At 37.5% G+C, this 25,415-nt stretch carries 27 protein-coding genes; 13 read left to right on the top strand and 14 right to left on the bottom strand.

Translation table 11 applies throughout. The features are described 5' to 3' along the window. Nucleotide 1: 1 nt before the first annotated feature. Entirely contained in the window at nucleotides 2-430 is a 429-nt protein-coding gene (gene psiE / locus MHI10_RS01455; protein WP_340782327.1) for a phosphate-starvation-inducible protein PsiE, read from the bottom strand. Nucleotides 431-674: 244 nt separating this feature from the next. Between psiE and MHI10_RS01450 the strand changes: the two genes are divergently transcribed. Both MHI10_RS01450 and MHI10_RS01445 read left to right on the top strand, forming a co-directional pair. Continuing rightward, nucleotides 675-2,663 (top strand): methyl-accepting chemotaxis protein, encoded by a 1,989-nt coding sequence (locus MHI10_RS01450; protein WP_340782326.1) that lies wholly within the window; start codon nucleotides 675-677, stop codon nucleotides 2,661-2,663. A gap of 131 nt (nucleotides 2,664-2,794) precedes the next feature. Next, nucleotides 2,795-3,028, top strand: a complete 234-nt coding sequence (locus MHI10_RS01445) for a hypothetical protein (RefSeq protein ID WP_340782325.1) — start codon at nucleotides 2,795-2,797, stop codon at nucleotides 3,026-3,028. 151 nt (nucleotides 3,029-3,179) lie between these two features. Here the strand turns inward: MHI10_RS01445 and MHI10_RS01440 are convergent, their stop codons facing one another. The 3 genes from MHI10_RS01440 to MHI10_RS01430 form a co-directional block, all read right to left on the bottom strand. Further along, nucleotides 3,180-3,794, bottom strand: a complete 615-nt coding sequence (locus MHI10_RS01440; protein ID WP_340782324.1) for an NUDIX hydrolase — start codon at nucleotides 3,792-3,794, stop codon at nucleotides 3,180-3,182. 71 nt (nucleotides 3,795-3,865) lie between these two features. Further along, on the bottom strand, nucleotides 3,866-4,528 hold the full coding sequence (locus MHI10_RS01435) for a DedA family protein (protein WP_340782320.1): 663 nt from the start codon (nucleotides 4,526-4,528) through the stop codon (nucleotides 3,866-3,868). Between the two features lie 328 nt (nucleotides 4,529-4,856). Then, nucleotides 4,857-5,537: a DUF2642 domain-containing protein gene (locus MHI10_RS01430; protein ID WP_340782318.1), complete on the bottom strand. Its 681-nt coding sequence runs from the start codon at nucleotides 5,535-5,537 to the stop codon at nucleotides 4,857-4,859. A 732-nt stretch (nucleotides 5,538-6,269) separates the two neighbouring features. On the opposite strand from MHI10_RS01430, the gene MHI10_RS01425 reads away from it, so the two are divergent. Then, on the top strand, nucleotides 6,270-7,601 hold the full coding sequence (locus MHI10_RS01425; RefSeq protein ID WP_445683203.1) for an arsenic transporter: 1,332 nt from the start codon (nucleotides 6,270-6,272) through the stop codon (nucleotides 7,599-7,601). Nucleotides 7,602-7,844: 243 nt separating this feature from the next. On the opposite strand, the gene MHI10_RS01420 is transcribed toward MHI10_RS01425, so the two are convergent. Both MHI10_RS01420 and MHI10_RS01415 read right to left on the bottom strand, forming a co-directional pair. Beyond that, on the bottom strand, nucleotides 7,845-7,994 hold the full coding sequence (locus tag MHI10_RS01420; protein WP_340782316.1) for a hypothetical protein: 150 nt from the start codon (nucleotides 7,992-7,994) through the stop codon (nucleotides 7,845-7,847). 80 nt (nucleotides 7,995-8,074) lie between these two features. Further along, nucleotides 8,075-8,758 (bottom strand): hypothetical protein, encoded by a 684-nt coding sequence (locus MHI10_RS01415; protein ID WP_340782315.1) that lies wholly within the window; start codon nucleotides 8,756-8,758, stop codon nucleotides 8,075-8,077. A gap of 501 nt (nucleotides 8,759-9,259) precedes the next feature. Here MHI10_RS01415 and MHI10_RS01410 point away from each other — a divergent pair. From MHI10_RS01410 to MHI10_RS01400, 3 genes are read left to right on the top strand one after another with little or no spacing between them, the layout of a single operon-like run. Continuing rightward, entirely contained in the window at nucleotides 9,260-10,240 is a 981-nt protein-coding gene (locus tag MHI10_RS01410; protein WP_340782313.1) for an ABC transporter substrate-binding protein, read from the top strand. Further along, nucleotides 10,241-10,996 (top strand): ABC transporter ATP-binding protein, encoded by a 756-nt coding sequence (locus MHI10_RS01405; protein ID WP_340782312.1) that lies wholly within the window; start codon nucleotides 10,241-10,243, stop codon nucleotides 10,994-10,996. Beyond that, complete coding sequence (locus tag MHI10_RS01400; RefSeq protein ID WP_340782311.1) at nucleotides 10,974-11,774, top strand: ABC transporter permease; 801 nt, start codon at nucleotides 10,974-10,976, stop codon at nucleotides 11,772-11,774. The genes MHI10_RS01405 and MHI10_RS01400 overlap by 23 nt, the downstream gene beginning before the upstream one ends. A gap of 190 nt (nucleotides 11,775-11,964) precedes the next feature. On the opposite strand, the gene MHI10_RS01395 is transcribed toward MHI10_RS01400, so the two are convergent. The 6 genes from MHI10_RS01395 to nadB all read right to left on the bottom strand — a co-directional run bounded on the left by MHI10_RS01395 (nucleotide 11,965) and on the right by nadB (nucleotide 17,181). After that, on the bottom strand, nucleotides 11,965-12,597 hold the full coding sequence (locus MHI10_RS01395; protein WP_340782310.1) for a stage II sporulation protein M: 633 nt from the start codon (nucleotides 12,595-12,597) through the stop codon (nucleotides 11,965-11,967). A gap of 46 nt (nucleotides 12,598-12,643) precedes the next feature. Further along, nucleotides 12,644-12,931: a hypothetical protein gene (locus tag MHI10_RS01390; RefSeq protein ID WP_340782309.1), complete on the bottom strand. Its 288-nt coding sequence runs from the start codon at nucleotides 12,929-12,931 to the stop codon at nucleotides 12,644-12,646. Next, the gene (locus MHI10_RS01385; RefSeq protein WP_340782308.1) at nucleotides 12,931-13,230 is read right to left on the bottom strand and encodes a DUF2089 family protein; all 300 of its coding nucleotides are present in this window, start codon (nucleotides 13,228-13,230) and stop codon (nucleotides 12,931-12,933) included. Before MHI10_RS01385 ends, MHI10_RS01390 begins: the two co-directional genes overlap by 1 nt. A 457-nt stretch (nucleotides 13,231-13,687) precedes the next feature. Next, on the bottom strand, nucleotides 13,688-14,776 hold the full coding sequence (gene nadA / locus MHI10_RS01380; RefSeq protein WP_340789105.1) for a quinolinate synthase NadA: 1,089 nt from the start codon (nucleotides 14,774-14,776) through the stop codon (nucleotides 13,688-13,690). Nucleotides 14,777-14,780: 4 nt separating this feature from the next. Then, a complete protein-coding gene (gene nadC, locus MHI10_RS01375) occupies nucleotides 14,781-15,641 on the bottom strand; it encodes a carboxylating nicotinate-nucleotide diphosphorylase (protein ID WP_340782307.1) in 861 nt (286 codons plus the stop codon). Next, nucleotides 15,598-17,181: an L-aspartate oxidase gene (nadB, locus tag MHI10_RS01370; protein WP_340782306.1), complete on the bottom strand. Its 1,584-nt coding sequence runs from the start codon at nucleotides 17,179-17,181 to the stop codon at nucleotides 15,598-15,600. Before nadB ends, nadC begins: the two co-directional genes overlap by 44 nt. A 97-nt stretch (nucleotides 17,182-17,278) precedes the next feature. Between nadB and MHI10_RS01365 the strand changes: the two genes are divergently transcribed. From MHI10_RS01365 to MHI10_RS01350, 4 genes are all read left to right on the top strand, one after another. Beyond that, a complete protein-coding gene (locus MHI10_RS01365; RefSeq protein ID WP_340782305.1) occupies nucleotides 17,279-18,385 on the top strand; it encodes a cysteine desulfurase family protein in 1,107 nt (368 codons plus the stop codon). A gap of 314 nt (nucleotides 18,386-18,699) precedes the next feature. Then, nucleotides 18,700-19,749, top strand: a complete 1,050-nt coding sequence (locus tag MHI10_RS01360; protein ID WP_340782304.1) for a 2,3-butanediol dehydrogenase — start codon at nucleotides 18,700-18,702, stop codon at nucleotides 19,747-19,749. Nucleotides 19,750-19,878: 129 nt separating this feature from the next. After that, complete coding sequence (locus MHI10_RS01355) at nucleotides 19,879-20,208, top strand: PH domain-containing protein (RefSeq protein ID WP_340782303.1); 330 nt, start codon at nucleotides 19,879-19,881, stop codon at nucleotides 20,206-20,208. 384 nt (nucleotides 20,209-20,592) lie between these two features. Continuing rightward, entirely contained in the window at nucleotides 20,593-20,721 is a 129-nt protein-coding gene (locus tag MHI10_RS01350) for a PH domain-containing protein (protein WP_340782300.1), read from the top strand. Between the two features lie 49 nt (nucleotides 20,722-20,770). Here the strand turns inward: MHI10_RS01350 and MHI10_RS01345 are convergent, their stop codons facing one another. Continuing rightward, a complete protein-coding gene (locus MHI10_RS01345) occupies nucleotides 20,771-21,340 on the bottom strand; it encodes a hypothetical protein (RefSeq protein ID WP_340782299.1) in 570 nt (189 codons plus the stop codon). A 134-nt stretch (nucleotides 21,341-21,474) separates the two neighbouring features. On the opposite strand from MHI10_RS01345, the gene MHI10_RS01340 reads away from it, so the two are divergent. The 3 genes from MHI10_RS01340 (at nucleotide 21,475) to MHI10_RS01330 (ending at nucleotide 24,396) form a co-directional block, all read left to right on the top strand. After that, nucleotides 21,475-22,647 (top strand): M20 metallopeptidase family protein, encoded by a 1,173-nt coding sequence (locus MHI10_RS01340; RefSeq protein WP_340782296.1) that lies wholly within the window; start codon nucleotides 21,475-21,477, stop codon nucleotides 22,645-22,647. 296 nt (nucleotides 22,648-22,943) lie between these two features. Further along, nucleotides 22,944-23,405 carry a RidA family protein gene (locus MHI10_RS01335; protein ID WP_340782295.1) on the top strand — a complete coding sequence of 154 codons (462 nt, stop codon included), beginning with the start codon at nucleotides 22,944-22,946 and terminating at the stop codon, nucleotides 23,403-23,405. A 13-nt stretch (nucleotides 23,406-23,418) separates the two neighbouring features. After that, the gene (locus MHI10_RS01330; protein ID WP_340782294.1) at nucleotides 23,419-24,396 is read left to right on the top strand and encodes a threonine ammonia-lyase; all 978 of its coding nucleotides are present in this window, start codon (nucleotides 23,419-23,421) and stop codon (nucleotides 24,394-24,396) included. Nucleotides 24,397-24,467: 71 nt separating this feature from the next. Here the strand turns inward: MHI10_RS01330 and MHI10_RS01325 are convergent, their stop codons facing one another. After that, nucleotides 24,468-25,280 (bottom strand): ComEC/Rec2 family competence protein, encoded by an 813-nt coding sequence (locus MHI10_RS01325; protein ID WP_340782291.1) that lies wholly within the window; start codon nucleotides 25,278-25,280, stop codon nucleotides 24,468-24,470. Between the last annotated feature and the right edge of the window lie 135 nt (nucleotides 25,281-25,415).

Genomic DNA, 25,415 nt, shown 5'->3' with positions numbered 1-25,415 from the left:
TTTATTTCTTTTGCGGCCGTTCGCGAGGTGTAATGTTAATAATGTAATAGCCAATAATTAGTACTAAAATAACAAGCGCAAATAACAATGTATCCATCGCGTTATCATGCTCGACAATAACGAGCCGGATCATCGCGGTAATGCCAATATACATGAAATATCGTAACGGAAAATGATAATCCTCTTTGAAGTATTTAACAATCATCGTAATAAACTCAAAATACATAAAGAATACGAGAATATTTGCTAAAAAGTATTTATAATCCCGCTTTTCAGTAGAAAAAATCATTTGAAAAAAGTCAATAATCCCCTCAAGCAGCATGATACTTAAAAAAAACGCTAAAATCGTCAAGCTAATGTTTAAAATGATTTGGAAGAATTGTGGCACTACCTTCTTCATATTGTGTATCTTTTTTAGCTTCTCCTCCATGCACATTCCTCCATTTCTTTTAACAGAATATGCATCTTTTCCGCGCAAAAAAACAGCGAATTGTTGAATTACATAAATTGTAACAATGGAAACGTTTACGTCCTTAATTTGTTTAAATTAAACTCAAGATTAAGTATATTTGTATATTTCACGTTCCCTATTCCGCCCTTCTACGCATTGATATATAATGAAACAAGATACATAAAAGGTATATTTAGGAATTACATTTAGGGGGAATCCAGAAATGAATAAGAAAAGAACTTCGAAAGCCTCAATTAAATACAAATTAGGCTTTGCGTTCTTAATCGCTTTACTAATACCTACTTTATTAATCGCATTAACGTCCTTTTTCTCTGCAAAGAGTGAAATCGAAACACAGATTCATACGAGTGAATTACAAAGTGTTGCTACTGTGGATGCATTTATTGAAAAGCATGTCTCTCCAATTGTTAGCGATGTCGACTATTTTGCAGGCAACTTTAAGCAAAGCAATTGGGAAACAGAAGATTGGAGCGTCCTTCTTCAAAAGCTAGAACAATATTTCGAAACGAGTCAGGGAATTGTTTCGTCTTTCGTTGGGACAAAAAATGGTGATATGATTCAACATCCAGACCTTGGATTAATGAATAATTCGGAGTTCGATCCTCGTACACGTGCATGGTATCAACAGGCAGAAGCAAGTCCTGGACAAGTGATTATTTCAAATCCTCACCAATCGGCTTCAACTGGTGACTGGGTTGTGACGGTGTCAAAACAACTTGCGGATGGTAGCGGTGTTTTCGCTGCAAACCTAGGCATGGATGCTTTATTTGAAATGATTAATAACATTCAAGTTGGGACAACTGGCTACACCTTTTTAATGACTACGGATAAAACAATTATTGCCCACCCAACATATGAAGGTGGGACAGATGTTTCTACTGAAAGTTGGGCGGACCAAGTTCTAACAAAGGAAAAAGGTTCATTTGAGTATGTTTTCGAAGGTGCTCAAAAGCAAATGTATGTTCAAACAAACGCGCTAACAAACTGGAAAATTGGCGGTACAATGTATACTAGCGAAGTGAACGAAGCAACGAATACGATTTTATATACGACATTGCTTGTTGTCATCTGCTCGTTAATTGTATTAGGCCTATTTTTAATCGTCATTATTCGTTCAATTACCAAGCCATTAAAAGAAATATCGAATGCAGCAGTTGAGATGAGTTCTGGTGATTTACGTACAAACTTATCCATAAAAAAGAATGATGAAATTGGCGCGTTAAGTCACGCATTCCTTAAGATGAGTGAAATGCTATCATCAATTATTAAGCATATCCATCATAAATCTTCTGTCATTTCTTCTTCTTCTGAGGAACTTGTAGCAACATTAGCGGAAAATCGAAAAGCATCTGAGTTAATTACCCTTGCCATGAATGATGTACAAGATGGCTTTGAACAACAATCAACAAAATTATCAAAAAGCTTTAACTCACTGAAAAAGGTGTCTGATAATATTCATTCCATTTCAGACAATACTGTACAAGTGACAGCAAGTGCTCAAAATGCAGTAAGGGTTGCAGAAGTTGGACATGATATCGTCATTTCGACGCAGCAACAAATGTCGAATATTGAAGGCACATTCCATAAGCTTTCTGAAGATATTGGCACAGTAAATACGTATGCAAATGAAATTCATGAAATCGTTAATGTAATTACTACGATTGCAGATCAAACTAATTTATTAGCACTGAATGCATCGATTGAAGCAGCTCGTGCTGGTGAACATGGTAAAGGCTTTGCAGTTGTTGCAGAAGAAGTTCGCAAGCTAGCTGAACAAACAAATAACTCATCCATTCAAGTGAAAGGCATTATTACAGCTATTCAACGTGAGTCGTCAAACTCGGTTGAATCTATGAATACAAGTTTGGGAGAAGTGAATAAAGGTTTAGAAATGTTCGCTCAAACAGAAACGAACTTCCTAGAAGTCAAAACATTCATCCGTAAATTAACGGAACAGCTACAAGAAATTCAAGATCGAGCGCTTCAAATTGCGGAAGATAGTGATTTTGCCGTTGGAGATATTGAAATGGTTGAGGAAATTGCAGCGAATTCGAAAAAACTTCTTGAATCCGTATCCATGTCAACAGAATCACAGCTATGTTCAATGGAGGAAATCTCGGCTACTGCCGAAGCGTTAGAAAGTATTGTCGACGAATTACTATCTGAGGTTCGTGTTTTTAAAGTGAAGTAATTTAAAAAGGCGACCCTACTATTACAAGTAGGTGTCGCTCCTTTTAGGGAAACCTTAGATTTCTTAATTTTCAGTCTCATAATTTACATCTATTATTTTTGACACTATAATAGAAGCAAAGAGGTGATAGCATGAAAACTTATTTAGTGATCATTACTACTGCGGATGATCAGCGTCTTCACTTTCATACAAATAATGACACACTTATTCTTTCTATGCACCACGCCAACACAAAATCACTGGACATCCAAACGGTTCAAACATTTACTTCAGAGGAGCTCTTCATCATTGAGGCTTATTTAGATGGGGCAAAATCCTGTGAAATAAAAAATAATATTACGCAGAAATCCTTCAAACTTCCTTAACTTTTATGGCGCATACGAATACTCTTCTTTTTACTTCATACTACATAACCGCTTTTTCATCAGAGAGAAGTTCGATAAAATAGAAAAATCCACGTAAATACAACGAAGACTAAATTGAACCTCTAACCGCAGTATTATTACGTGGATTTTTTCACTTTATCTTATCTACAAAATGCTTTAATAATCTAGCTGTTAAGCCCCATATTGTGTAATTTCCATATTCAAAAAACCATTCTTCCATATAGCTCGTCCGCCACTTGTAATTTTCTCCATTAGCGATTTTCTCATACGGGAAATCCTCTGGGGGTTTTGGTTCAACTGGGACATAATGAATATAAGGCTCGTGCTCAAGTAACCATTTCATTGGTACCATAAAAATCTCATCTACCTCATCTTTGTTATACGTATGAAGCTGTGATTCTTCAATAATACCGATAAATGGATAGACGACAAATGATGGAGATAGCACAAATGGACTGAGCTTTCCTAAAACCTCGATTGTTTTTGGATCAACACCTAGTTCTTCGGATGTCTCTCGTAAGGCTGCTGCAAGTGGTGACGCGTCTGTTGCATCAATTTTCCCACCTGGAAAGCTAATATCTCCCGGCTGCTTTCTCATCGTAAAGGCGCGTACTTCAAACAACACATGCCATTCATCACGAACCATTACTAATGGAATTAATACTGCCGAACGGAAAGCTGATTCCTCACCTAAAAATAACGGTTGTGGCCCATTTAACTGCCCTTTCAACTTATCTAAAAACATAAAATTCTCCACCTTATTTCTTTCTGCTCCTATCGTATCATGAATAGACGATTGATTAAAAATACAAATGATTATAATACTTTTTTATCTTTTATAATCGTCCGTCTCTTCATAATAAGTTTAAAAATATAAAAGAATATCGGAATACTAAATGGAATACACATGACGATCATTAAAGCATACACTAAGTTTTCTTCCATCCATTCTAGCTGTCCTAGTGATATTCCCGCTCCAAACCAAAGCACGAGCCAGAAGAATCCACCGATACTATTGGCTGTTAAAAAGCTTCGGAAAGAATAATTTGTATACGCACAAACAAATGGTACAGTTGTGCGCATTAGTGGGATAAACCTTGAAAACATAATAACCGTCCCCCCACGTCGTTGAACCAACTGCTCCGTTTTTAAAATGGTATCCATCGAAATAAAACGATTCACCATTTTCACACCAAACTTTTTTCGAAATAATATCCCTAGGAAGAAATTATGCGCATCCCCTGCTATTGTTGCTACGAGAAGTGCCCCAAATAAAATCCACCCATTCAATTCACCGAGCGCCACCAACATCGCCGCTGCAAAAACAACGGCATCCCCTGGTAAAAAGGTAAAAATGATAAAAGCGGTTTTACTAAATATAATAAGGAACAAAATAATATAAATAAACGTGCCATACTGCTGCAACATGGATTCTAAGAACAATTCAATACTTTGAATCGCCTGAGCTAAACCTACCAATTCTCTCTCTCATCCCCTTAGTCTTATTTTTTAATTCAATGGCATTTCCAACCAAGTACATGCGAGATGAATAAAAAGAAAATCCCATAATCAAACTTGTTGACTACGGGAATAAACATCGTCTTTATTATGTTACTATTATCATATCAAAAAATGACTCAATAATACATTTTTTATTGTTATATCCGTGTACCAGATCAATTACATCTCGACGTAATTGCGTTCAAGTTTTTTCAAGCTCGCTCGAAAAACTCCCCTAAAGAATCAAGTTAAAAAGACCACACACACTTACAAAAGTTTGTGTAGTCCATAATTGAATAAATAAGTATTACGGTAAATGAATTGTTTTTATATGCTGAATATTATAATGGATAATATTCTCCCTTGCTGTCTGAAGCGCAATAAGTGTCCCCTTAATCTCACATATGAGGCCTGTAAAATTGTGCTTTTCACCAATATTTAATACAGTCAATTTATTTTTTAGCGTTCCAATTTGTGCTTCAAAAGTGCTTAGGAAAGTTTCGTTACAGGCATTGATTGCAAAATCATCATTTGATAATGTATATGGTTTTTGGTTTTGATTATAAGGCACGATTATCTTTAAATGCTGAATGGGAATAAACATCTTTTTGTAAATGGGTGATTGAAATACAATATAATCCTGTAGAATATTAGAAATATAACCATGCAATGGCTGATTATTTAACACATGAATTTCTAAATAAATCCCTACTGCTTTCGCAAGAACTTTTAAAAGCGTCATTTCTTCTTTTGTACCGTTGAAGATTTTATCCTGTGCAAAAGATGCAGGTATTTTGAGACTATCTTCATTGGAATAATCAGTTTTTATTTCATGAATATGACAAACTGGAATGTAAAGAAATTCCTTCCCATCAAATAAAACAACCATCTCGCTACTATTATCAATAATTTTTCCTTTGAGGACCCTTTTCCCCGTAATTTCCATTTCCACAATTTCTTTATCAAAATCTTGAAGTAGATTTTTCAAAGTCTTCCCTCCTTTTATTTAAATATTATTGTTTTTTACGTAGAAACGTCCAAATGCGTGTTGCTATTGTACTTAAAGGCATTAATAATACCCTATTATCACTTCCGATCACATTTGCTCAATATGCAACCTTGTAGTAAGTAAGGGATCGAAACCATGTCTATACTCGACATAGAACTGATCATAATTGTAGGAAGGTTTTTAAAAATATATGATGGTCATGTAAACAGTAGACCCCTTATCATGGACCTGTTGCATTTCATAAAGCTAACAGTTAATAGGTTTCATTTATTCTAAACACGCTTCATAGCATGGGTATATTGTAAAACTACAATCTACTCTACGTACGATTAAACGAAATAATTATAAACGCACACCTTCTATTAAATAACGGAGCATGAGTCACTCATGGCAACGATATTTAATAGGAGGCTTTTTTATGACCAGATCAAAGCGACAGTTTTCATGGAGGATTAGCTCTTGAACTATTAGGAAAATAGAAGCCTCGAAGGATAGGTTTAAATAGGTTACTAATTGGTTCAATAATATTTTATTAAAGTAGGTACTAAGCCAAGCGAGGATTCACCTATGTACATATAAATAAGTGGAAGGAGAATTTCAATAGGTTCGCTAGGAGAGGTGGTATAGGCAGTTTTTATATGAAAGTAAAATCTAAATCTATATAGATAGCATTTGGAAATACGTCGGGAAGGAGGAAAAACTATGCAACCAATGGCTTGGCTAACCATTTTAGCATTTCTCTTTACACTAATCTTTATACTTTGGAGACCTAGAGGCATTAATGAAGCAATACCCGCCACAATCGGTGCAATTGTTGTCATCATAAGTGGGAGTGTTACACTGAGCGAGCTCGGAATTATTGCTGAAACGATAAGTGGAGCAGCAATAACCATTATGGCGACGATCGTTATGGCCATCGTCTTAGAAAGTTTCGGATTCTTTAACTGGGTAGCAGAAAGGCTGGCTGAAAAAGCACGCGGCTCCGGTATTCGATTGTTTTGGTATGTGAATCTTTTATGTTTTCTTATGACACTTTTTTTCAATAACGATGGCAGTATTTTAATAACCACGCCTATTTTAGTTATGCTGTTAAACAATATGAATTTAAAGAATCACCAAAAGATCCCCTACTTACTATCTGGCGCATTAATTGCAACTGCTTCTAGTGCACCAATTGGCGTAAGTAACATTGTAAATTTAATCGCCTTAAAAATTGTGAATATGAGTTTGTATTCCCATGCAGCAATGATGTTTGTTCCAGCAACACTCGGATTATTACTTTTAGTCGGACTCTTATTCCTAAAGTTTCAAAAAGATTTACCGAAAGTCATCCCTACTAATGTAAATGGTATATCACTCTCGTCTTATCACCCACTCATGCAAAATGCCCTTTACCACTCGGAAGCAGATCGTTCAAAGTTTATGCGCAACATCTTATTTTTCGTCTTTGCTGTACGTATTAGCCTCTTTTTCGCTTCATACGTTAACATTCCCGTTTCTCTTATGGCTGTATTAGGCTCCTTAGTACTTTTAGGTTGGCGATGGGCTTATTTAAAAATATCACCAGGAGATATGTTGAAAAAAACACCTTGGTACATTATCATCTTTGCGTTTAGTATGTACGTTATTATATATGGATTGAATAATATTGGTTTAACAGACTGGTTGATTGGATTTATGCGTCCTTTAGTTTCAGGGAACTTACTTCATACAAGCGTAATGATGGGAATACTTCTTTCCGTACTCTCTAATATATTCAATAATCACCCGGCGCTAATGGTCGGAACACTTACGCTTATGAATATGGATTTAGATCCAATTTCTTTGAAGGTTGCTTATTTGGCAAATGTAATTGGAAGTGATATGGGTGCATTACTTATTCCGATGGGGACGCTCGCTACACTCATGTGGATGCATATTGTCAGAAAAGGGAATGTGAAAATTACTTGGTGGCAATATATAAAAGTTACGCTTATCGTTATACCGCCGACCGTATTGTTTACATTAGTACTGTTATATTACTGGGTTACTTGGCTATTTTGAATATCCTTGTGTAAATACGATGTAAAGCCATCTATCCTGATTTTCTTTCAGTGTAGATGGCTTTTTTGAACAGATGCAAATAGTTATGTAAAAGCTATTGCTAATTTGTTCATCGGCATAAAAAAGCACTTCCTTCATTTGATATGTCTATCGTATCGGAAGTGCCAAGAAAGTTATATACGTTATAGGATTAAGGGCTTAAAGAATAATTGTTATTATAATTACAGCTAGCATAATTATATGCTAGCCAATATTTATATCCGCCGCATTATGGTCGATAACGGTTGATTGGGTAGACTTGATTTTTATGTCCTCTCCCTGCTCATTAGGTGTTGCAACAAATATTTTGTAAATTAATCCACCGACGACAGAAAAGTAAAGGAGCATGATCACATTCCTTCCTCCTTTCTTTAGCTTGGCTTAGTACAATAATGTAACTTACTCTAACTAACTTGCCTATAAATTATATAAGCTCAGCGTCTTCTGCGAGGGCGTAAATTTCCTCCAGTATTTTTTGCTGCAACATTATTTTCCGGTGCGCTACTTTCAGCCGCATTCGTTGCTGTAGTATCATTTTCCGTCTCATTAGTTGCTGCTGCATTATCACTTGCTACAGCATTATTCGCCGCATTATTGCTTGCTTCGTTGTTATTTGTATTGTCACTATTCCCTCCGCTTTCTTTTCCTTTTTCATCTTTTCCTTTTTCCTTACCTTTATCTTTATCGTCTTTTTTACTAGTTGTTCCTAAACTAATATTGCGAACATGGAACATAGCAAGACGAATTACTTCATCTTTTGCAAAAATCGTAATATAGTCGTCTGTTACTTCGTTCATAATTCCTTCAATCATCTCAGGTCCGCCACGATTCACTTTCACCCATTGGTAACGTAAACTATCGACAATTGTTTTAAAATCCGATGCGAGCGCATAAGAATCCGCCGCTGGATCTTCAACGTTAAACTCCATCCCATCTCTTGAATTTATCGTAACACTCTTAACATGTTGCATTTTATAATAAATGATGCCGTCTTTTTCCGTTAGCATTACGAAATGATCGTCTTCAGCAGCCATTAGCTTCCCAATCCGGGATTCAGGTCCTCCCCGATCCACCCTTACAACTTTATTCATTAATGAAAGAAGCAGATTTTTATTCATTATTTTAACCTCCTATTTTTATTACCTTGCTTGCTATCTATATGTGTATTTAAATATTCAACGTATGGAAATTGCCTATTTATCTAAAAATTCACTAACCGCCTTCTACTATTTCAACCATAAAAAAAGCACACCTAGTCAGATGTGCGACGCTTAATATATTTTTATTCTATGAAAGTTTCTGTGATTAATAGTAAGGCTCATTTTTTATAGTAGGATATTCGTTCCCTTTGCAATTAAGGAATCATCGCATCAGCAATTTCAAGAAGCTCTTTTAAAGAAATCTTTTCACTATTAATTAGCGTATTTTTAATGGAAACTAATAAATTTTCCAGTGCATCATGTAAACTTCTCAAAATGCTAAAACAGTAGTGGAGAATTTTATTGTAACGGAAATGTATTCAATTGGCTTTACAAAATGTGAGCCACCCCACATAGGCACGCATCATTTCTATACGGCATATGATAGGGCATATTACGAAGAGAGAGAAGGATGGCTGAATGAAATGGATTCGTTACCTCTGCCTATTTGGTGTCATAATGTTAGTCGTTGGCTGTGGCGATAAAGAAATGCAGGATGTGAAGATTGGTGAAGTGACAAGATCCATTTTCTACGCACCACTCTATGCTGCGATTGAAGAAGGCTTTTTTGAAGAGGAAGGTTTAAACATCAAATTATCCACGATTCCTGGTGGCGATAAAACGATGACTGCGCTTCTATCCGATGGGATTGATATCGCATTAATTGGTGCTGAAACATCCATTTATGTGGCGGGTCAAAATCCAAATGATGTCGTTGTCAACTTTGCACAATTAACACAAACTGACGGTACATTTTTAGTTGCGCGGGAAGAGATTGAAAACTTTAATTGGGATATGTTAAAAGGTAGTACGTTTTTAGGGCAACGTGTAGGTGGTATGCCGCAAATGGCTGGGGAATTTGTATTGAAAGGTCATAATATTGATCCGCATAATGATTTAACACTTATTCAAAATATTGATTTTGCTAATATTGCGAATGCCTTTGCATCCGGTACAGGTGATTACGTACAATTATTCGAACCAACTGCGAGTATTTTCGAGCAACAAGGCACAGGTAAAATCGTTGCGTCATTTGGTGAAGAACTAGGTCGCATTCCGTACACTGGGTTTATGGCAAAAGAAAGTAAGTTTGATAAAGATAAAGAAATGATCGAAAGTTTTACAAAAGCATTGTATAAAGCGCAAAAATGGGTGTATGAGCAGCCTGCTGCAGATGTTGCGAAATCAATCGCACCTTACTTTGAAGATACGGACCTTGCGCTTATTGAAAAAGTAGTAACACGCTATCGTGATCAACAGTCTTTCGCAACAGATCCAATCATTGAAGAAGATGAATTCCAAAATCTTTTAAATGTCATGTCGGAGGCTGGTGTGCTTGAATACGATGCAACATATGAAGAACTTGTGAATCGAACTTTTGCTGATAAGGTCGTGAAATAAATGGCCTTTATTGATGTTCGTAATATTCAGCACCACTTTTTTAATGATCACTCCTATACAACCGCACTAAAAGACGTTTCATTTTCGATCAATGAAGGCGAATTTATATCTTTTATTGGACCAAGTGGATGCGGAAAATCAACGCTTCTTTCTATCATCGCGGGATTAATCGAACCGACCTCTGGAGTCATTACACATGAAGCCCCTTCAATTGAAATTGGCTACATGCTCCAGCAAGATTTTTTGTTCCCATGGAAAACGATTGAGGAAAATATTTCGCTTGGTTTGACGATTTTAAATAAGGGTGAAGGGCAAATTGTTGAGGACCTATTAAAGAAATTCCGCTTATCTCATACCGCAAAACTCTACCCCCAGCAGCTATCTGGGGGGATGCGTCAACGAATTGCACTCGCAAGAACACTCGCTGTGGAGCCAACATTGCTCCTGCTAGATGAACCCTTTTCCGCGCTTGATTTCCACTCAAAGCTCGATCTTGAAAATTTCGTTTCAGAAACATTAAAGCAATTTTCTAAAACCGCCATTTTGGTCACACATGATATCGGTGAGGCTATTGCAATGAGCGATAAAGTCTATTTGTTCAGCAATCGTCCTGGTACCATTCTCAAGTCCTTTACGATTCCAGACGAAATACGAAATTTAGTACCATTCGATGCACGAAACGCCCCTGAATACCAACCTATATTCCAAACCATTTGGAAGGAGCTCGAAGCCAATGGATACGGAAACGTTACATGAAAAATACAAACGAAAGCGACGGCTTGAATCACGAAAAATTTTGCTGTTTCAATTACTTTTACTCATCCTAATCTTTCTATTTTGGCAAATCACCACACACTACCGAATTCTCGACCCACTCATTTTTAGTAGTCCTCTTGCCGTTGCGAAATTGCTTGTCACAAAAGTGATGGACGCTACACTCTTCCCTCACGTATGGTTCACGCTAATGGAAACCGTTATCGGATTTTTGTTAGGCACACTTTTAGGAACATTACTCGCCATTTTCTTATGGTCCTCTATAACTGTCGCAAAAGTAATGGATCCGTACCTCGTTGTTTTAAATGCGATGCCAAAAGTTGCGCTTGGACCAATGATTCTCGTTATTTTTGGTCCGAACGTTTTGTCAGTCATTGTGATGGCAATCTCAATCTCTGTCATTGTTTCAACCATTGTCATTTTTTCTTCATTTCAACAAGTGAATGAAAATTATTTAAAAGTCATGCAGCTATTCAATGCGAGTAAGGCGCAAACATTTAAGCATGTTGTTCTTCCCGCCTCCATCCCAACAATTATTTCCACGTTAAAAGTGAATGTTGGCTTAAGCTGGGTTGGGGTCATTGTCGGTGAGTTTTTAGTTTCATCAAAGGGACTTGGCTATTTAATCATTTCCGGCTTCCAAATTTTCAACTTCAATCTCGTGTTTTTATCGCTCATCATGATTGTCATTTTAGCAACGATTATGTATAAGTGCGTGGAAATGATTGAGCGGGTTTTGTTGAAGAAGTTTAATTTTTAAAGGCAAAAGCTTAGAGGTGTGATTCCTCTAAGCTTTTTTAGGTGGCTATCCGTCACATTTTGATTTTTATCCAACACATTTCACATTCTATCCATCAAATTTCGAGTTCTATCCAACACTTTGGACTTTCTATCCGCCTAATACGTAAATCAAGTTAATTTAAAACCGCTAATCCCCTATGAAAACTTTATTATTCAAATAAGTCGAGTATAATGTCAGCTATGTAAGTTTCCAAAAATGCGGCTACGAGGATTATTGGTAAAACAAAAACTGCGTAAACAATTATTGTCCTTACAAATTTATTAATAAAAGAATTTCCGTCATTGTCTTTCTTAAAATTATTTCTAACTTTCACTCTAATAACTTGATTTAATTCAAAGAGAACTGCAGCAAATATGCAATATGCAAAAATCTCGAAAACAGCATGTGGAATCGAAGCAATTATGAGTTCAAAACCTTTTTCATCAATCAATAAAGCAATTCCCCAAAAAACTCCGAGCAAAGAAGTAGTTGAAATAATATTTAGCAAATATATAAATTGAATAGGTATTAAGGCGAGGATCAACATTTGCAATGGAACTGCAAAACCGTTATTAATTACATAAGACCATACTCTATCAATACCTGTGGATTCTTTTATCTGGATTGATAAACTCTCCTCCATCCCCAGTACTACTTCTTTTATATCCGGATTAATAATATAGGTTATAATTGTTGCAATCATTGTTATAGCGGCAGAAAATACGATAAATTTAATAGCTCTTTTAAAGACCACTTGATTGAATATTTCCGTCTTGGTGTACATCATAATTTCGAATCCCACTCCCCCTCATTTGCTTTAATACAATGTGAAGAACTTTAATACTTTTCTATCTCATATCATGAATCTCCATTTTTTCTAATTCCTTTTTTTGTTTCTCAACAAGATACTTTCGTCCACCAACCCATTCTGCAATAAGAAAAAGTAACCCCAATATTAGAATTAAAGAATAGCTAATAGCACTATCAATATGATTTGTTATTAACATCCATGTTAGAGACACAATATAAGCTACTGGTAAGAATAATCCCCAATACTTATTATTTCTAGTAGATAAGAAGAATTGAACAGCTAAAATACCTGCAATAATGAAAACTCTATAAAAACTAAAGTCCATTACTCCTCATTCCTTTCTTGTTTATATTTTTCAATAATTAATTTTGCATCTTCTACGCTAATTCGGTCATCAATCGACAGACTCTTTATAAATTTAATGAATTCTTGATTTTCCACAGTATCATTTATTTTTATCTTATCAATTAGTCGATCGAGTTTAAGTCTAACCGTTGGGTATGATACCTCATATACTTTAGCAATTTCTTTTAAAGAACCTGAATGAATCACTAAGTTTTTAATAAACTCTAAGTCCTCATTTTCTAAAGCTAAAATCCAGTTTGGAATATTTTTAATATCCATAGCATCATTCCCCCTTCACTTCTATAAAGATAACTTTAACATAAATATAAACAAAATTAAAGTTTAGTTAAATATTATTTACCTTTTTACCTTTATTAAAACAAAAAAATCCAATTTCCCTACTGTTGATTAATATTATGTAGGTGCCCAGTCAAAATTAGTAATGGCTATTTATAACTTTTTTATCTCCAACCTTGAAATGAATATTAATCTCGATGTCGTATTATCTTGGCTAACTACTATGTACATCTTCAAAATTAGCGCAAAAAAGCTTAGAGAACACATTAATGTCCCCTAAGCTTTTTTGTAAAATAACTATAAATATGCAGTTCCCGATGAAAATTTTTAGGTGGCTTTCCGTCACATTTTGATTTTTATCCAACACATTTCACATTCTATCCATCAAATTTCGCGTTCTATCCAACACTTTGGACTTTCTATCCGCCAAACGCGGAAATTAAGAACTATGTTGCAACATCCGATTTAACGATAAAATGGCTTCTTGCGTTGTTCGCTCATCCACTTGAATAACGTTCCCTTTTTCCCCATGCTCAATTGTTTCAAGCGCCCATAATAAATGAGGTAAATCAATTCGATTCATCGTTAAACAAGGACACATATTTTCATTCAATGAAATAATATGCTTGTCGGGATGACTCGCAATTAAACGCTTCACTAAATTCATTTCCGTACCGATTGCCCAGCTTGATCCTGCGGGTGCATTTTCAATGACATCACAAATATATTTTGTCGAGCCGAAGTCATCAGATAACGCCACAACCTCACGTGAACATTCCGGATGCACAAGTATATTCATATCCGCATATTTTTTTCGCACTTCACGAATATTGTAAATGGTAAAACCTTCATGAACAGAGCAGTGACCTTTCCACAAAATCACTTTAATTTGTTCGATGTCATCCCCTTCAAATTCCAACTCACCTTTAATTGGATTCCAAATCGCCATTTGCTCAAGCGGCACCCCTAAATCAAACGCCGTATTGCGTCCTAAATGTTGATCTGGTAAGAAGAAGAGTCGTTCCTTTTGCATAAATGCCCACTCAACAAGTGTTTTGGCATTCGAACTTGTCACACAAGCCCCGCCATTTCGTCCTGTAAATGCTTTAATGGCCGCAGTTGAATTGACATATGTTAACGGAATAATCGTATCGCCAAATAACTTTTGTAGTTCCACCCATGCCTCTTCCGTTTGATAAATATTTGCCATATCCGCCATCGAACAGCCCGCGCGCATATCTGGTAAATAAACAACCTGCCCATCTTCCGTTAACATATCCGCCGTTTCCGCCATAAAATGAACGCCACAAAAGACGATATGTTTGGCCTTTTTATTCGCTGCTGCTACTTGCGCAAGCTGTAAAGAATCCCCTACTGTATCCGCAAATTGAATGACTTCATCCCGTTGGTAATGGTGACCTGGAATAAATAAATCTTCACCTAATCTCTCTTTAATCGCATATATACGATTTTCCATTTCTGCATTCGTTAATGTTTTATATTGTTCAGGTAGCATGGAACTATCCATAAATTTAGCGAGCACCAATTGTCACCGCCCCTTTCTGTTCCACTAATGCACTAATATCTAACGCAGTGACCGAGTGTGTCAGTGCACCTAATGAAATCCATTCTACACCGGATTGTGCATAGCTTCGTAAATTGTCGAGCGTAATCCCTCCACTCGCTTCTGTTGCAATATGCGCAGGTACAAGTGGTAACCAGCTTTTAATTTCTTCCGGTGTACGATTATCAAACATAATAATATCCGCACCTGCCGAAATAGCTTCGAGTAATTGCTCTTTCGTTTCAATTTCTACTTCGATTTTCACAGTATGCCCAATTTTCCCACGCGCTGTTTGAACCGCCTCAGTAATCCCGCCAGCAAATGAAATATGATTATCTTTCAGCATAATTGCATCATATAAACCACTACGATGATTGTAAGCGCCACCTGCACGTACTGCATATTTATCCAACATGCGTAAACCTGGAATCGTTTTTCGCGTGTCACAAATATGAGCATCCGTGCCTTTCGTCAGTTGCACAGCTGCATACGCTTGTGTCGCAATGCCACTCATCCGTTGAATGCAATTTAAAATGACGCGCTCTCCTGTTAGAAGGCTACGTAAAGCTCCTTCAATACGCGCAATTTGCTCCCCTTTTTGAACTTTTTCCCCATCTTCTTTGAAAACCGTTACCCGTAAGTTCGAATCTAATAAAGGGTAGCCGATTTCAATAATTTGCTTGCCGCAAAAAATACCATCTTGTTTGGCGTAAAATGTAAAAGCCCCTTGCTCTGTCGCATTAAAAATGGACTCACTTGAAAGGTCGCCATCCCCAATATCCTCATTAAAAAACTGCTTTAACATTTCTTTTAATTTGATTGTATTCATATAATGTCTCCCTCACATTCACATTGCCTCGTTGAAAGACAATCCATTTTTTTGTCCATTCTGACTGTTGCTGCTTATATTCTAGGCGGATATGTGCCCCACGTGATTCCGTTCGCAGAAGAGCCGCTTGCACAATTAAAGTTGCGGTCACATGCATAAAATACAGCTCAATTTGTTCTTGGCTCGCATTGGATAGGTCCATCCGCTGCCAAGCTGTTGGCAATTGGTCTAATAACACTTCTAACTCCCCAGTGGATCGTAAAATTCCTGCCGATTCTAACATCGCTTTTTGCAATGTTTCCTTTTGTAAAAGCGGTGGGAATTCCGCAGCTACCGGTCGAGCAGCTAACATAAAATTATGCTGTTGTATCGCGTTTTGTACTAAATGTTCCGCCATCAAGCTTCCAAATGTAATCCCTTCTAACAAGGAATTACTTGCTAAGCGGTTCGCACCATGTACACCAGTACACGCCACTTCACCAATCGCAAATAACCGCGGAATGGATGTTTCACCTTTTGCCGTTGCAACAATGCCCCCCATTAAAAAGTGACTACCCGGTGCCACAGGAATTTTCCCTGTTGATAAATCTATTTGCTCCTTTTGACAAAGCTTTGTAATCGTCGGAAACTTTTTATCGAAAGATTCAATCATTGAAATATCGATGAATACTTCTTTACCTGCTGCACGTATTTTATACATTTCATATGCGGTAATATGGCGCGGAGCTAAGTCACCTAACGGATGTTTTCCTTCCATAATCGGCTTGTTATGACGATCCACAAACCTGGCCCCTGCACCCCGAACTGCTTCTGAAACGAGACCACGTGCCCCATTTACATACAGTAGGCTTGGATGAAATTGAACAAACTCCATATCCGTTACTTCTGCTCCAGCTAAGTAAGCTAAAGCAATGCCATCTCCGTAACTGTTCAGTTGATTGGATGTACAGCTGTATAAAGCACCTGCACCTCCTGTCGCCAAAATAATATAGGAGGCATAATACGTTTTATCCCCTTCTGCTGTTTTGACACGTACCCCACAACATTCCCTATTACTATTCAGCAACAGTTCATATGCAAATTCATACGTATTCATTGTGAATTGAGGATTTTCTTGAGAACCTTCTATATAGTGCTTAACCATTCTCTCGCCTGTTGCATCGCCACCTGCATGCACAATTCGATGCCTGCTATGTGCCCCTTCTAAACCGAGCGCTAAGTTTCCTTCTTCTGTATAATCAGCAGGAAATCCATTGTTCAATAATTGCTTTACATAATTCGTACCTTGTTCAACTAAAGTTTGAACATTTTCTTCATGATGATGATACTCACCAGCTGCTAATGTATCTGCTATATGTAATGCTAGATGATCATCGGCAGTCATAACCGCTGCAATCCCACCTTGTGCTTTATAAGAACTACTCATTGTAAAATCAGCTTTCGTTAATAAATGAACTTTAAAATGATGCCCCAGTTTTCGAGCGGCTTGCAATGCTGCAATGCCCCCTCCGACTATGACGATGTCTGTTTGAATGTTCATACGATACCTCTTCTTTACAGTTGTCTTGTCACATATCTTTGCATAAAATAGTGAAATAAACAAGTGTTTCATACTTTAAGAGAAATGAGGATTATAAATGACCTATTTAGATTATGCAGCGTCAACACCGATGACGAAGCAAGCTATAGCTGCTTATGCAGAAGTAGCAACAAAAATTTACGGGAATCCTTCCAGTTTGCATGATACGGGAGGACAAGCGGCGAGCGCGGTCGCTTGGGCAAGAGGTGTCATCGCCCGTAAGCTTGGCGTACATCCAGATGGGCTGATTTTTACAGGTAGCGGGACAGAAGCGAATATTTTAGCCATTTTATCTTTAGCTCGTAGTGAAAAAAGAGGCCGGCATATTATTACTTCCATGGCGGAGCATACTTCTGTCCATGCGGCGATGAATACGTTAGAAAGTGAAGGTTTTGAAGTAACGCGTTTACCTTTAACAGCTGGTGGGGTGATCGATGTGGATATGTTGAAGGAAGTGATTCGCTCTGATACAACATTAATTTCGATTCAGCATGTTAACTCTGAAATTGGAACAATCCAACCGGTTGCGAAAATTGCTCAACTCGCAAAAGAACATGGCATTTTATATCATGTCGACTGCGTTCAATCATTTTGTAAACTTGATGTCGCTTTTGATACTCGCCTTGCCGATGCCATTTCCGTTTCCGCGCATAAAGTAGGCGGTCCTAAAGGTTGTGGCGCGGTTTATTTCAACCCATTTGTGCGTGTTCAGCCTGTTTTTCCGGGGGTGACACATGAGCGTGGCCTGCGCGGCGGGACATTAGATACACCCGCGTTAGTCGCTTTTGCTGTCGCAGTTGAAAACTATACATATGACATGGACAAGCAATGGCAATTACGTAAAAACCTCCTGCACATGTTACCAGAAGAAACATTCCAAATAATTGAAGGCCCAGCAGAAAGTCAGTTACCGAATATTGTCGGCATTTGTAAAACAGGTATGGAAGGGCAATGGGTTATGCTTAAGCTGAATGAACAAAATTTCCACATTTCAACTGGCAGCGCTTGTGATATTAATAGCGCTTCAGGAACGAAAGCGATTTTAGCAATGGGCAAAACAATCACTGAAGCGCGTCAATTTTTTAGGATATCCTTTGGGGCTGATACTCAGGTGGATGATGTAGTGATGTGTGGAGAGGCGTTGCAAATGCGTATTTTTAAATGAATGCTCGTATATCAAACAAAATCCAAAGCAGCAGGCCAATTTCCTTAATAAAATTATTAAGAATAACCAAAAAACAGGCGTGTATTAATACAATTGTAAAGTAAAATTATAAAAAAACTTTTTGGGCTTTTAATGTAATTTAACTGTTGCTATCATGCGATTTTCTGATACTAAGTTGTATTATAACAGGATGGGAAGAAAGCAAATAACTTGTTTTTCAAAAAACAGAATATTACCATAAATAATATAAGGTAAGGAATGAACCTTATTATTTTAAACTAATAACACAATTGATGTAGATGGAGGAATCGTAAATGAAAGCAGCAGTATGGCACGGTGTCAAAGATATTCGTATTGAAGAAACTGAATTAAAAGTTCTTAAAAATAATGAAGTAACAGTTCGTGTAGCATGGGCAGGTATTTGCGGATCTGATTTACATGAATATCAAGAGGGACCAGTTTTCTTACCTGTAGACGCTCCAGACAAATTAACTGGTGAAATAGCACCATTAACTATGGGACATGAATTCGCAGGTGTAATTGAAGCAGTAGGTAAAGAGGTAACAAAATATAAAGTAGGAGATCGTGTAGTAGTAAACCCAACAATCACTCATGGCATCAAACATGAAGATGCCGATATTTATGATGGTTTTAGTTTTATCGGTTTACACGGTGATGGCGGTTTTGCCACATTCGCTAATGCCCCAGAAGCAAATATTTATAAATTACCTGAAACATTATCTCTTCAAGATGGTGCTTTAGTTGAACCTACTGCAGTAGCAGTTCAAGCAGTAAAAGAAGCAGATATGAAATTTGGCGACACAGTAGCAGTATTTGGTGCAGGCCCAATTGGATTATTGACAGTTATTGCAGCTAAAGCAGCTGGCGCTAGTAAAATCTTTGTTTTCGATTTATCTGATTATCGTTTGGGTATAGCAAAAGAATTAGGTGCAACACATGTCTTTAATTCAGGACAAGTTAATCCTTCAGAAGCAGTTCGTAATGAATTACCGGATGGTGTAGATGTAACATTTGAAGTTGCTGGCGTAGCTCCAACATTTAAATCTTCAATCGATGTAACAAAAGCACGCGGTATAGTTGTTATTGTATCCATCTTCGCTCGCCCAATTGAGTGGAATCCAATGATGCTTACTAATACAGGTGTTAAAGTGACTTCAACCATTGCCTATTCGCCAACAACATTCCAACAAACAGTTGATTTGATGGGTACAGGCCAGTTAAAACCACAAGGTATTATAACTTCTCAAATTAAATTAGACGATATTGTTGAAAGTGGTTTTGAAGCATTAACAAATGATAAAACTCAAGCTAAAATTTTAGTAGAATTAAGCGGAGAAATGTAATAAGCTAACCAATAATAATAATAATATTATATCCAGTATTCATAAGGAATGGCCATATACAGCCATTCCTTTTTCCATACAACACTATACATATAATATACGATTGAAATATATAAAGCGGGGTTTCCTATGGTATTTAAATCAAAAGTCGATATTTGGATGGGGGCAATTTTCATTTTCGTTCCTGCCGTAATGATTTATGGAGTTATTACAGAGCCTGATATCGTTATTATTGTTGTTACAGTTGCGTTAATTGCATTATTAGGTACGTTATTTTTGGGGACAAAATATGTCATCCAGGACAATGAGCTAGTTGTCCATGGTGGCATTTCAAAAACAAAGATTGATATTGCACAAATCCGTAGCTTGCGCCCATCAAAAAATCCTTTATCTTTCTCCGACAGAAGACTCCATCTGATTCGTGTTGCGGACAAAGCCCAACGATTCAGGTGGAGATGAATGTCGGTTTGCGTTAGCCGAAACGTTTGTTCTGTGTTAAAATAATACGATACGTTGTTCCTTGATAACTGGATAGAGGGGGGTTGTGACAAGAAAAGCTTTGTCACGTAAAATATCCAAGCACCAGTGAAAAACACGTAAAACCGTTGCTTAGGCACGGTCTAGTGGGTGCGTCAACCATCCTTGTGTACTCGACTTGTCGGGGCTTGTACAGCTCTTCTTAGGGTAGTGCAAGTGGTACATGAAGTGCCGACCAAAAACAGTGATTTGAAAATCGTCACTCAGAGCGTCACTCGTCTCTTAGACGGAAAGACCTGAACTGGCGTTTTCAAGCCCCCACTGAAATGCTTTACCTCAGTGGGGGTTCGTTGACCTGCGCCTGCTATGTCTATAGACCGAATTGAAATTACATTTGATCCGGATATGCAAGTAACACTCGTTTCACCAAAAGATAAAGAATTATTCGTTAAAAAATTATTAGAAATTAACCCTACAATTAAACTTCTTCCATAAAAAAATCCGCGTACAAACTACTCTGTCTGTGCGCAGGATTTCCTATTTTCTATCTCCACTTCAATTGATATTTATGCAAGTACATAGCATTATAACGCACCGTAAATCCTTCTTTTAACAATTCCATAGGTGGCTGACGAAGAGATAATCTAAAATCTGAATTGGGTCCACTACCCGTTGATCCTATTTGTAAAGTAACGTTATTAAGGGTTGTCGCTTCATATTCATTATGTCTAGAAGTAAACATTATTGAACCATCCGAATGAAAAATACCGTTATACAAAAATTCTCCTTCTAGCACTGATAAATCATAATCCGTCGTAAAACTAAAAGATAACTCTTCCTCATCCAAATATACCCTCTCTAAAATAATCTTTGTATGATGCTGGTCATATACTACTTCATTCATTATTTTTTCAATCTCCATCTCAACCTCATACATTTCTGGCTCGATAAACATTTCAACTGGAATTGTATTTTCTGACACCTGTACATTATAACCACGAGTATGTGACACATTTTTTAAAATAGCTGACGATGAAAAAATAAAATAATATAACAATCCTAGTAACGTAGCGCATGCTAGCACAATTAGAACACCCTTTTTACGCCCGCTCATTTTCCCACCTCATTCATTAATGAATATCTTTACCATTTATTATAACATTCTATCTCAATATTCTGATAAAATAGCATAGTAAGAAGGAAATGCGGTTGTTTCCTAAGTCCAACTATTACTAAGGGGTGTATGTATTGAGTATTGCAGAAAAACTACAAGCGAATTTTAATGAAATGGTCGACATTCGAAGACATTTACACATGTATCCAGAGCTTTCTTTTAAAGAAGTGAATACACCTAAGTTAATCGCAGAAAAGCTTACATCCTTTGGCATTGAAGTAAAAGAAAATGTCGGTGGTAACGGGGTTGTTGGTTTCTTAAAGGGCGCATTTGATGGTCCGACGATTGCATTGCGCGCCGATTTTGATGCATTGCCAATTCAGGATGAAAAGGAAGTTGCTTATAAATCTAAAGTTGATGGTGTGAGTCACGCATGTGGTCATGATATTCATACGGCGTCACTTCTTGGTCTGGCTAAAGCACTTGCCGATGCACGTGATTTATTGCACGGAAATGTTGTGTTCATCCACCAGTTTGCTGAAGAGGTTGTTCCAGGTGGTGCAAAGGCTATGGTAGAGGCAGGTTGCTTAGATGGGGTAGATTACGTATACGGTTCACATGTTTCTTCATGGAGTGAACTTGGTACTGTACTTTTTTGTGAAGGCTACGCAATGGCTGCGGCTGATTTCTTTGAGTTAACAATTCAAGGAAAAGGCGGTCACGGTGCATCTCCGCATGAAACGATTGATCCGATTGTTGCAGCAGCACAATTTGTTTTCGGGGTACAACCCATTGTAAGCCGCAACACCGATCCGATTGAATCCGCAGTTATTACAGTTGGAAAAATTGAAAGTGGTACGGTCGGCAATGTCATTCCAGACAAAGCCTATTTAACAGGAACCGTGCGTACATTTAACCCACAAGTACGTGATATGGTAGAGCAAAAATTAAATAACTTATGCAAGGCTATTGAAATTCAGTATGATGCCAAGCTTGATTTCAAATATACGCGCGGCTATGATGCTGTTTACAATCATCCAAATGAAACAGCCGCATTACGTGAAGCCGTTTCAACTCATTTGCCTGAGCTTCAAATCGTTGATGTACCACCACGTATGGGTGCTGAAGATTTCACCTACTACTTACAAGAAAAACCAGGGACATTTTTCTTTGTCGGTGGTGGCAACCCGTCCATTAATGCCGTTTATCCACATCATCATCCAAAATTTGATGTGGATGAAAAGTCAATGTTGCATATTGGCGATGTCTTTTTACAAGCATTGCAATTACATGGTGTGATTAAATAAAGTTCCTCTCAACACATCCTTAAATGGATGTGTTGTTTTATATGATTCATATATTATGTGCTGTTGTACTTAATAAATTGGCTAATAAAATGTGGTTTGGCTAATAACTGATATTTTTTGGCTATTAATGCTGGGCAATTAGCTAATATCAATGTATTAGTGGCTAATAAAGCTAATAATTTGGCTAATAAATGAATTTCCTATTAAGAATCAGATGATAGTTAGCTATATTGACTATCCTCCATACTTTCTTGAAATAGGAAAAGGCAATACGATATCGAGAGGAGTTTTTTTACTTGAGCACCATTGAACAGCGCCTACAACAATTAGGCTTACAATTACCTGAAGCAACACCCCCACTTTACCATTATGTACCGATAACAATTCATCAAAATGTCGCGTACATTAGCGGACAAGTACCGCGTATTAACGGACAGATTCCGTTTCCCGGTAAAGTTGGTCAAGATGTCACAATCGAGCAGGCAGGTGAGCTCGCTGAATACTGTGTATTAAAAGGTCTGAGCTGTTTGAAAGCACAAATTGGTTCACTTGATCAGGTCGAACAAATCCTTAAAATAACAGGCTACGTTCAAGCAGCACCTGATTTTTACGAGCCGGCAAAAGTGCTTGATGCAGCTTCTGCACTTCTCGAAAAAATCTTTGGTGAAAAAGGGCGCCATGCACGCACTACTGTAGGGGTCGCAACATTACCTAGCAACACACCAGTGGAAATTGATTTTATAATCGCAATTAAATAAGGGAGTTGAAACGATGATTACATTAAAAGATATTCAAGATGCCAAACAGCGTATACAAAGCGTCGTCTATGAAACGCCAATTCTTCAATCCGAACAACTTTCAAATTTATGTGGCAATCAGTTATTTTTTAAGGCGGAGCACCTGCAAAAAACCGGCTCATTTAAAATACGAGGGGCAAGTAACATGGTCATTCATGCAGTGGAAAACGGCGCGCAGCATGTTACAACAGCATCATCTGGCAATCACGGGCAAGCGGTTAGCTACGTTGCAAATAAATACGGCGTTCCTTCAACGATTGTAGTGCCTGAGAACGCAAGCCAGTGCAAAATTAATGCCATCCTCGGTTACAATGGGCAAGTTGAAAAGTGTGGAACAACATCTGGGGAACGTCTACCGAGGGCACAGCAAATTGCCGATGAACAAAACGGCATTTATATTCCTCCTTACGACGATCCACTTATTATGGCTGGACAAGGCACGGTTGGGCTTGAAATTTTACAGCAGCTTCATGACATTGATGCCATCATTGTACCAATTGGAGGTGGCGGCTTAATTTCAGGTATTTTAACTGCGGTAAAAGAAACAAATCCCGCCATTCAAATCATTGGGGTCGAACCTGAGCTAGCGAATGATACATATTTATCCTTACAAAACAAAAAGATTACTGCGATTCCTGCAACAAATACGATTGCAGATGGCTTACGAACGAACCAACCTGGAGATTTAACGTTTCCAGTGCTAACAAAGTATTTAGATGATTTAGTGCTCGTAAGTGAAGACGAAATTCGCATGGCCCTTAGTCTTGTGCTCGAACGTACAAAGCAACTAATCGAACCTTCAAGTGCTACGACTGTCGCAGCAGCGCTTTATAATAAGCTCAATATGCAAGGGAAAAATATCGTCACACTTATTTCTGGCGGCAATGTGGATCTTGAAAATGTGCAGGGACTGATTGTGGATACAGCAAAAGCAAACACTGTGAACATGTAGTTAAATTATTCCACTCTATAAAGCCGCTAACGTAAAAATTAGCGGCTTTATCCTATTGAGTATTACCAACTTTACTCCGTCACTTCTATTTTCTCCCCATCCGAAATAAATTCAACGTCCCCTTTTCGTGTCGTCCAAATTTGTGCACCGACCGCTTCTAATGCTGCGACGGTTTCTGAATGTTCGGGGTTTTTATCGGAGCTCGTAATTAATGCGTACGTAGGTCGTACCGCTTCCACGAGGGCTGTTGTTTGCCTATTAAAACGCCCGTGATGAGGAACTTTCAAGAAAGTATGCGGCATTGAAATGCTCGAATCTGTTAATAGCTCTGCAATCCGAGGCGCTTCAATATCGCCAGTAAATAAAAAGCTCGTTTCTCCATAACTTAAACTCACGACTAAAGACTGATCATTATCCCCTTTCAAATTCGTTTGCTTCGGTGGATAAATTTTACCCATTGCCTTTCCTACTGAAAGGTCCTGCACATCTGTTATCGTTTCAACTGTTAACTGCTTTTCATCTATCGCTTCTAAAAATTTACGCGTTTGTTTACTGTTACTCTCATAGTTTGGAACATAAATATGTTCAATTTGTAGCGCCCTTACAATAGAATCCGCGCCCCCTACATGATCCTTATCAAAATGTGTAATTATGAGCGCATCAAGCTTTTGAATGTTTTTCGATTGTAAGTAGGCAACAATTTTCTCACCGTCATCTTCTTCCCCCGCATCAATCAAAATATGTTGCCCTTGATGAGAAACTAATAAACTATCTGCCTTGCCTACTTTAAATGCATGTACGTTAAAATTTCCTTCTTGTGAAGTTATTTGTCCACTACACCCCGCTATGAACAATAGTAAGAAGAGGATATAAACTTTTTTCATCCATCCGCACTCCTTTCTAAATTATTGCATCAGCTAGGGTAATTTCTAGTTCTACCTAATCTGAATATTTAAGTTATTTATGAAAAACTCGTTTACAACCCCTTTCAGTATGCTATAGTACAATTCATACTGAAA

This window comes from Solibacillus sp. FSL K6-1523, assembly GCF_038005225.1.
In the GTDB taxonomy this organism is placed as follows: Bacteria; Bacillota; Bacilli; order Bacillales_A; family Planococcaceae; genus Solibacillus.
The sequence above is the reverse complement of the archived record's forward strand: the minus strand, read 5'-3'. Positions and strand labels throughout refer to the sequence as shown.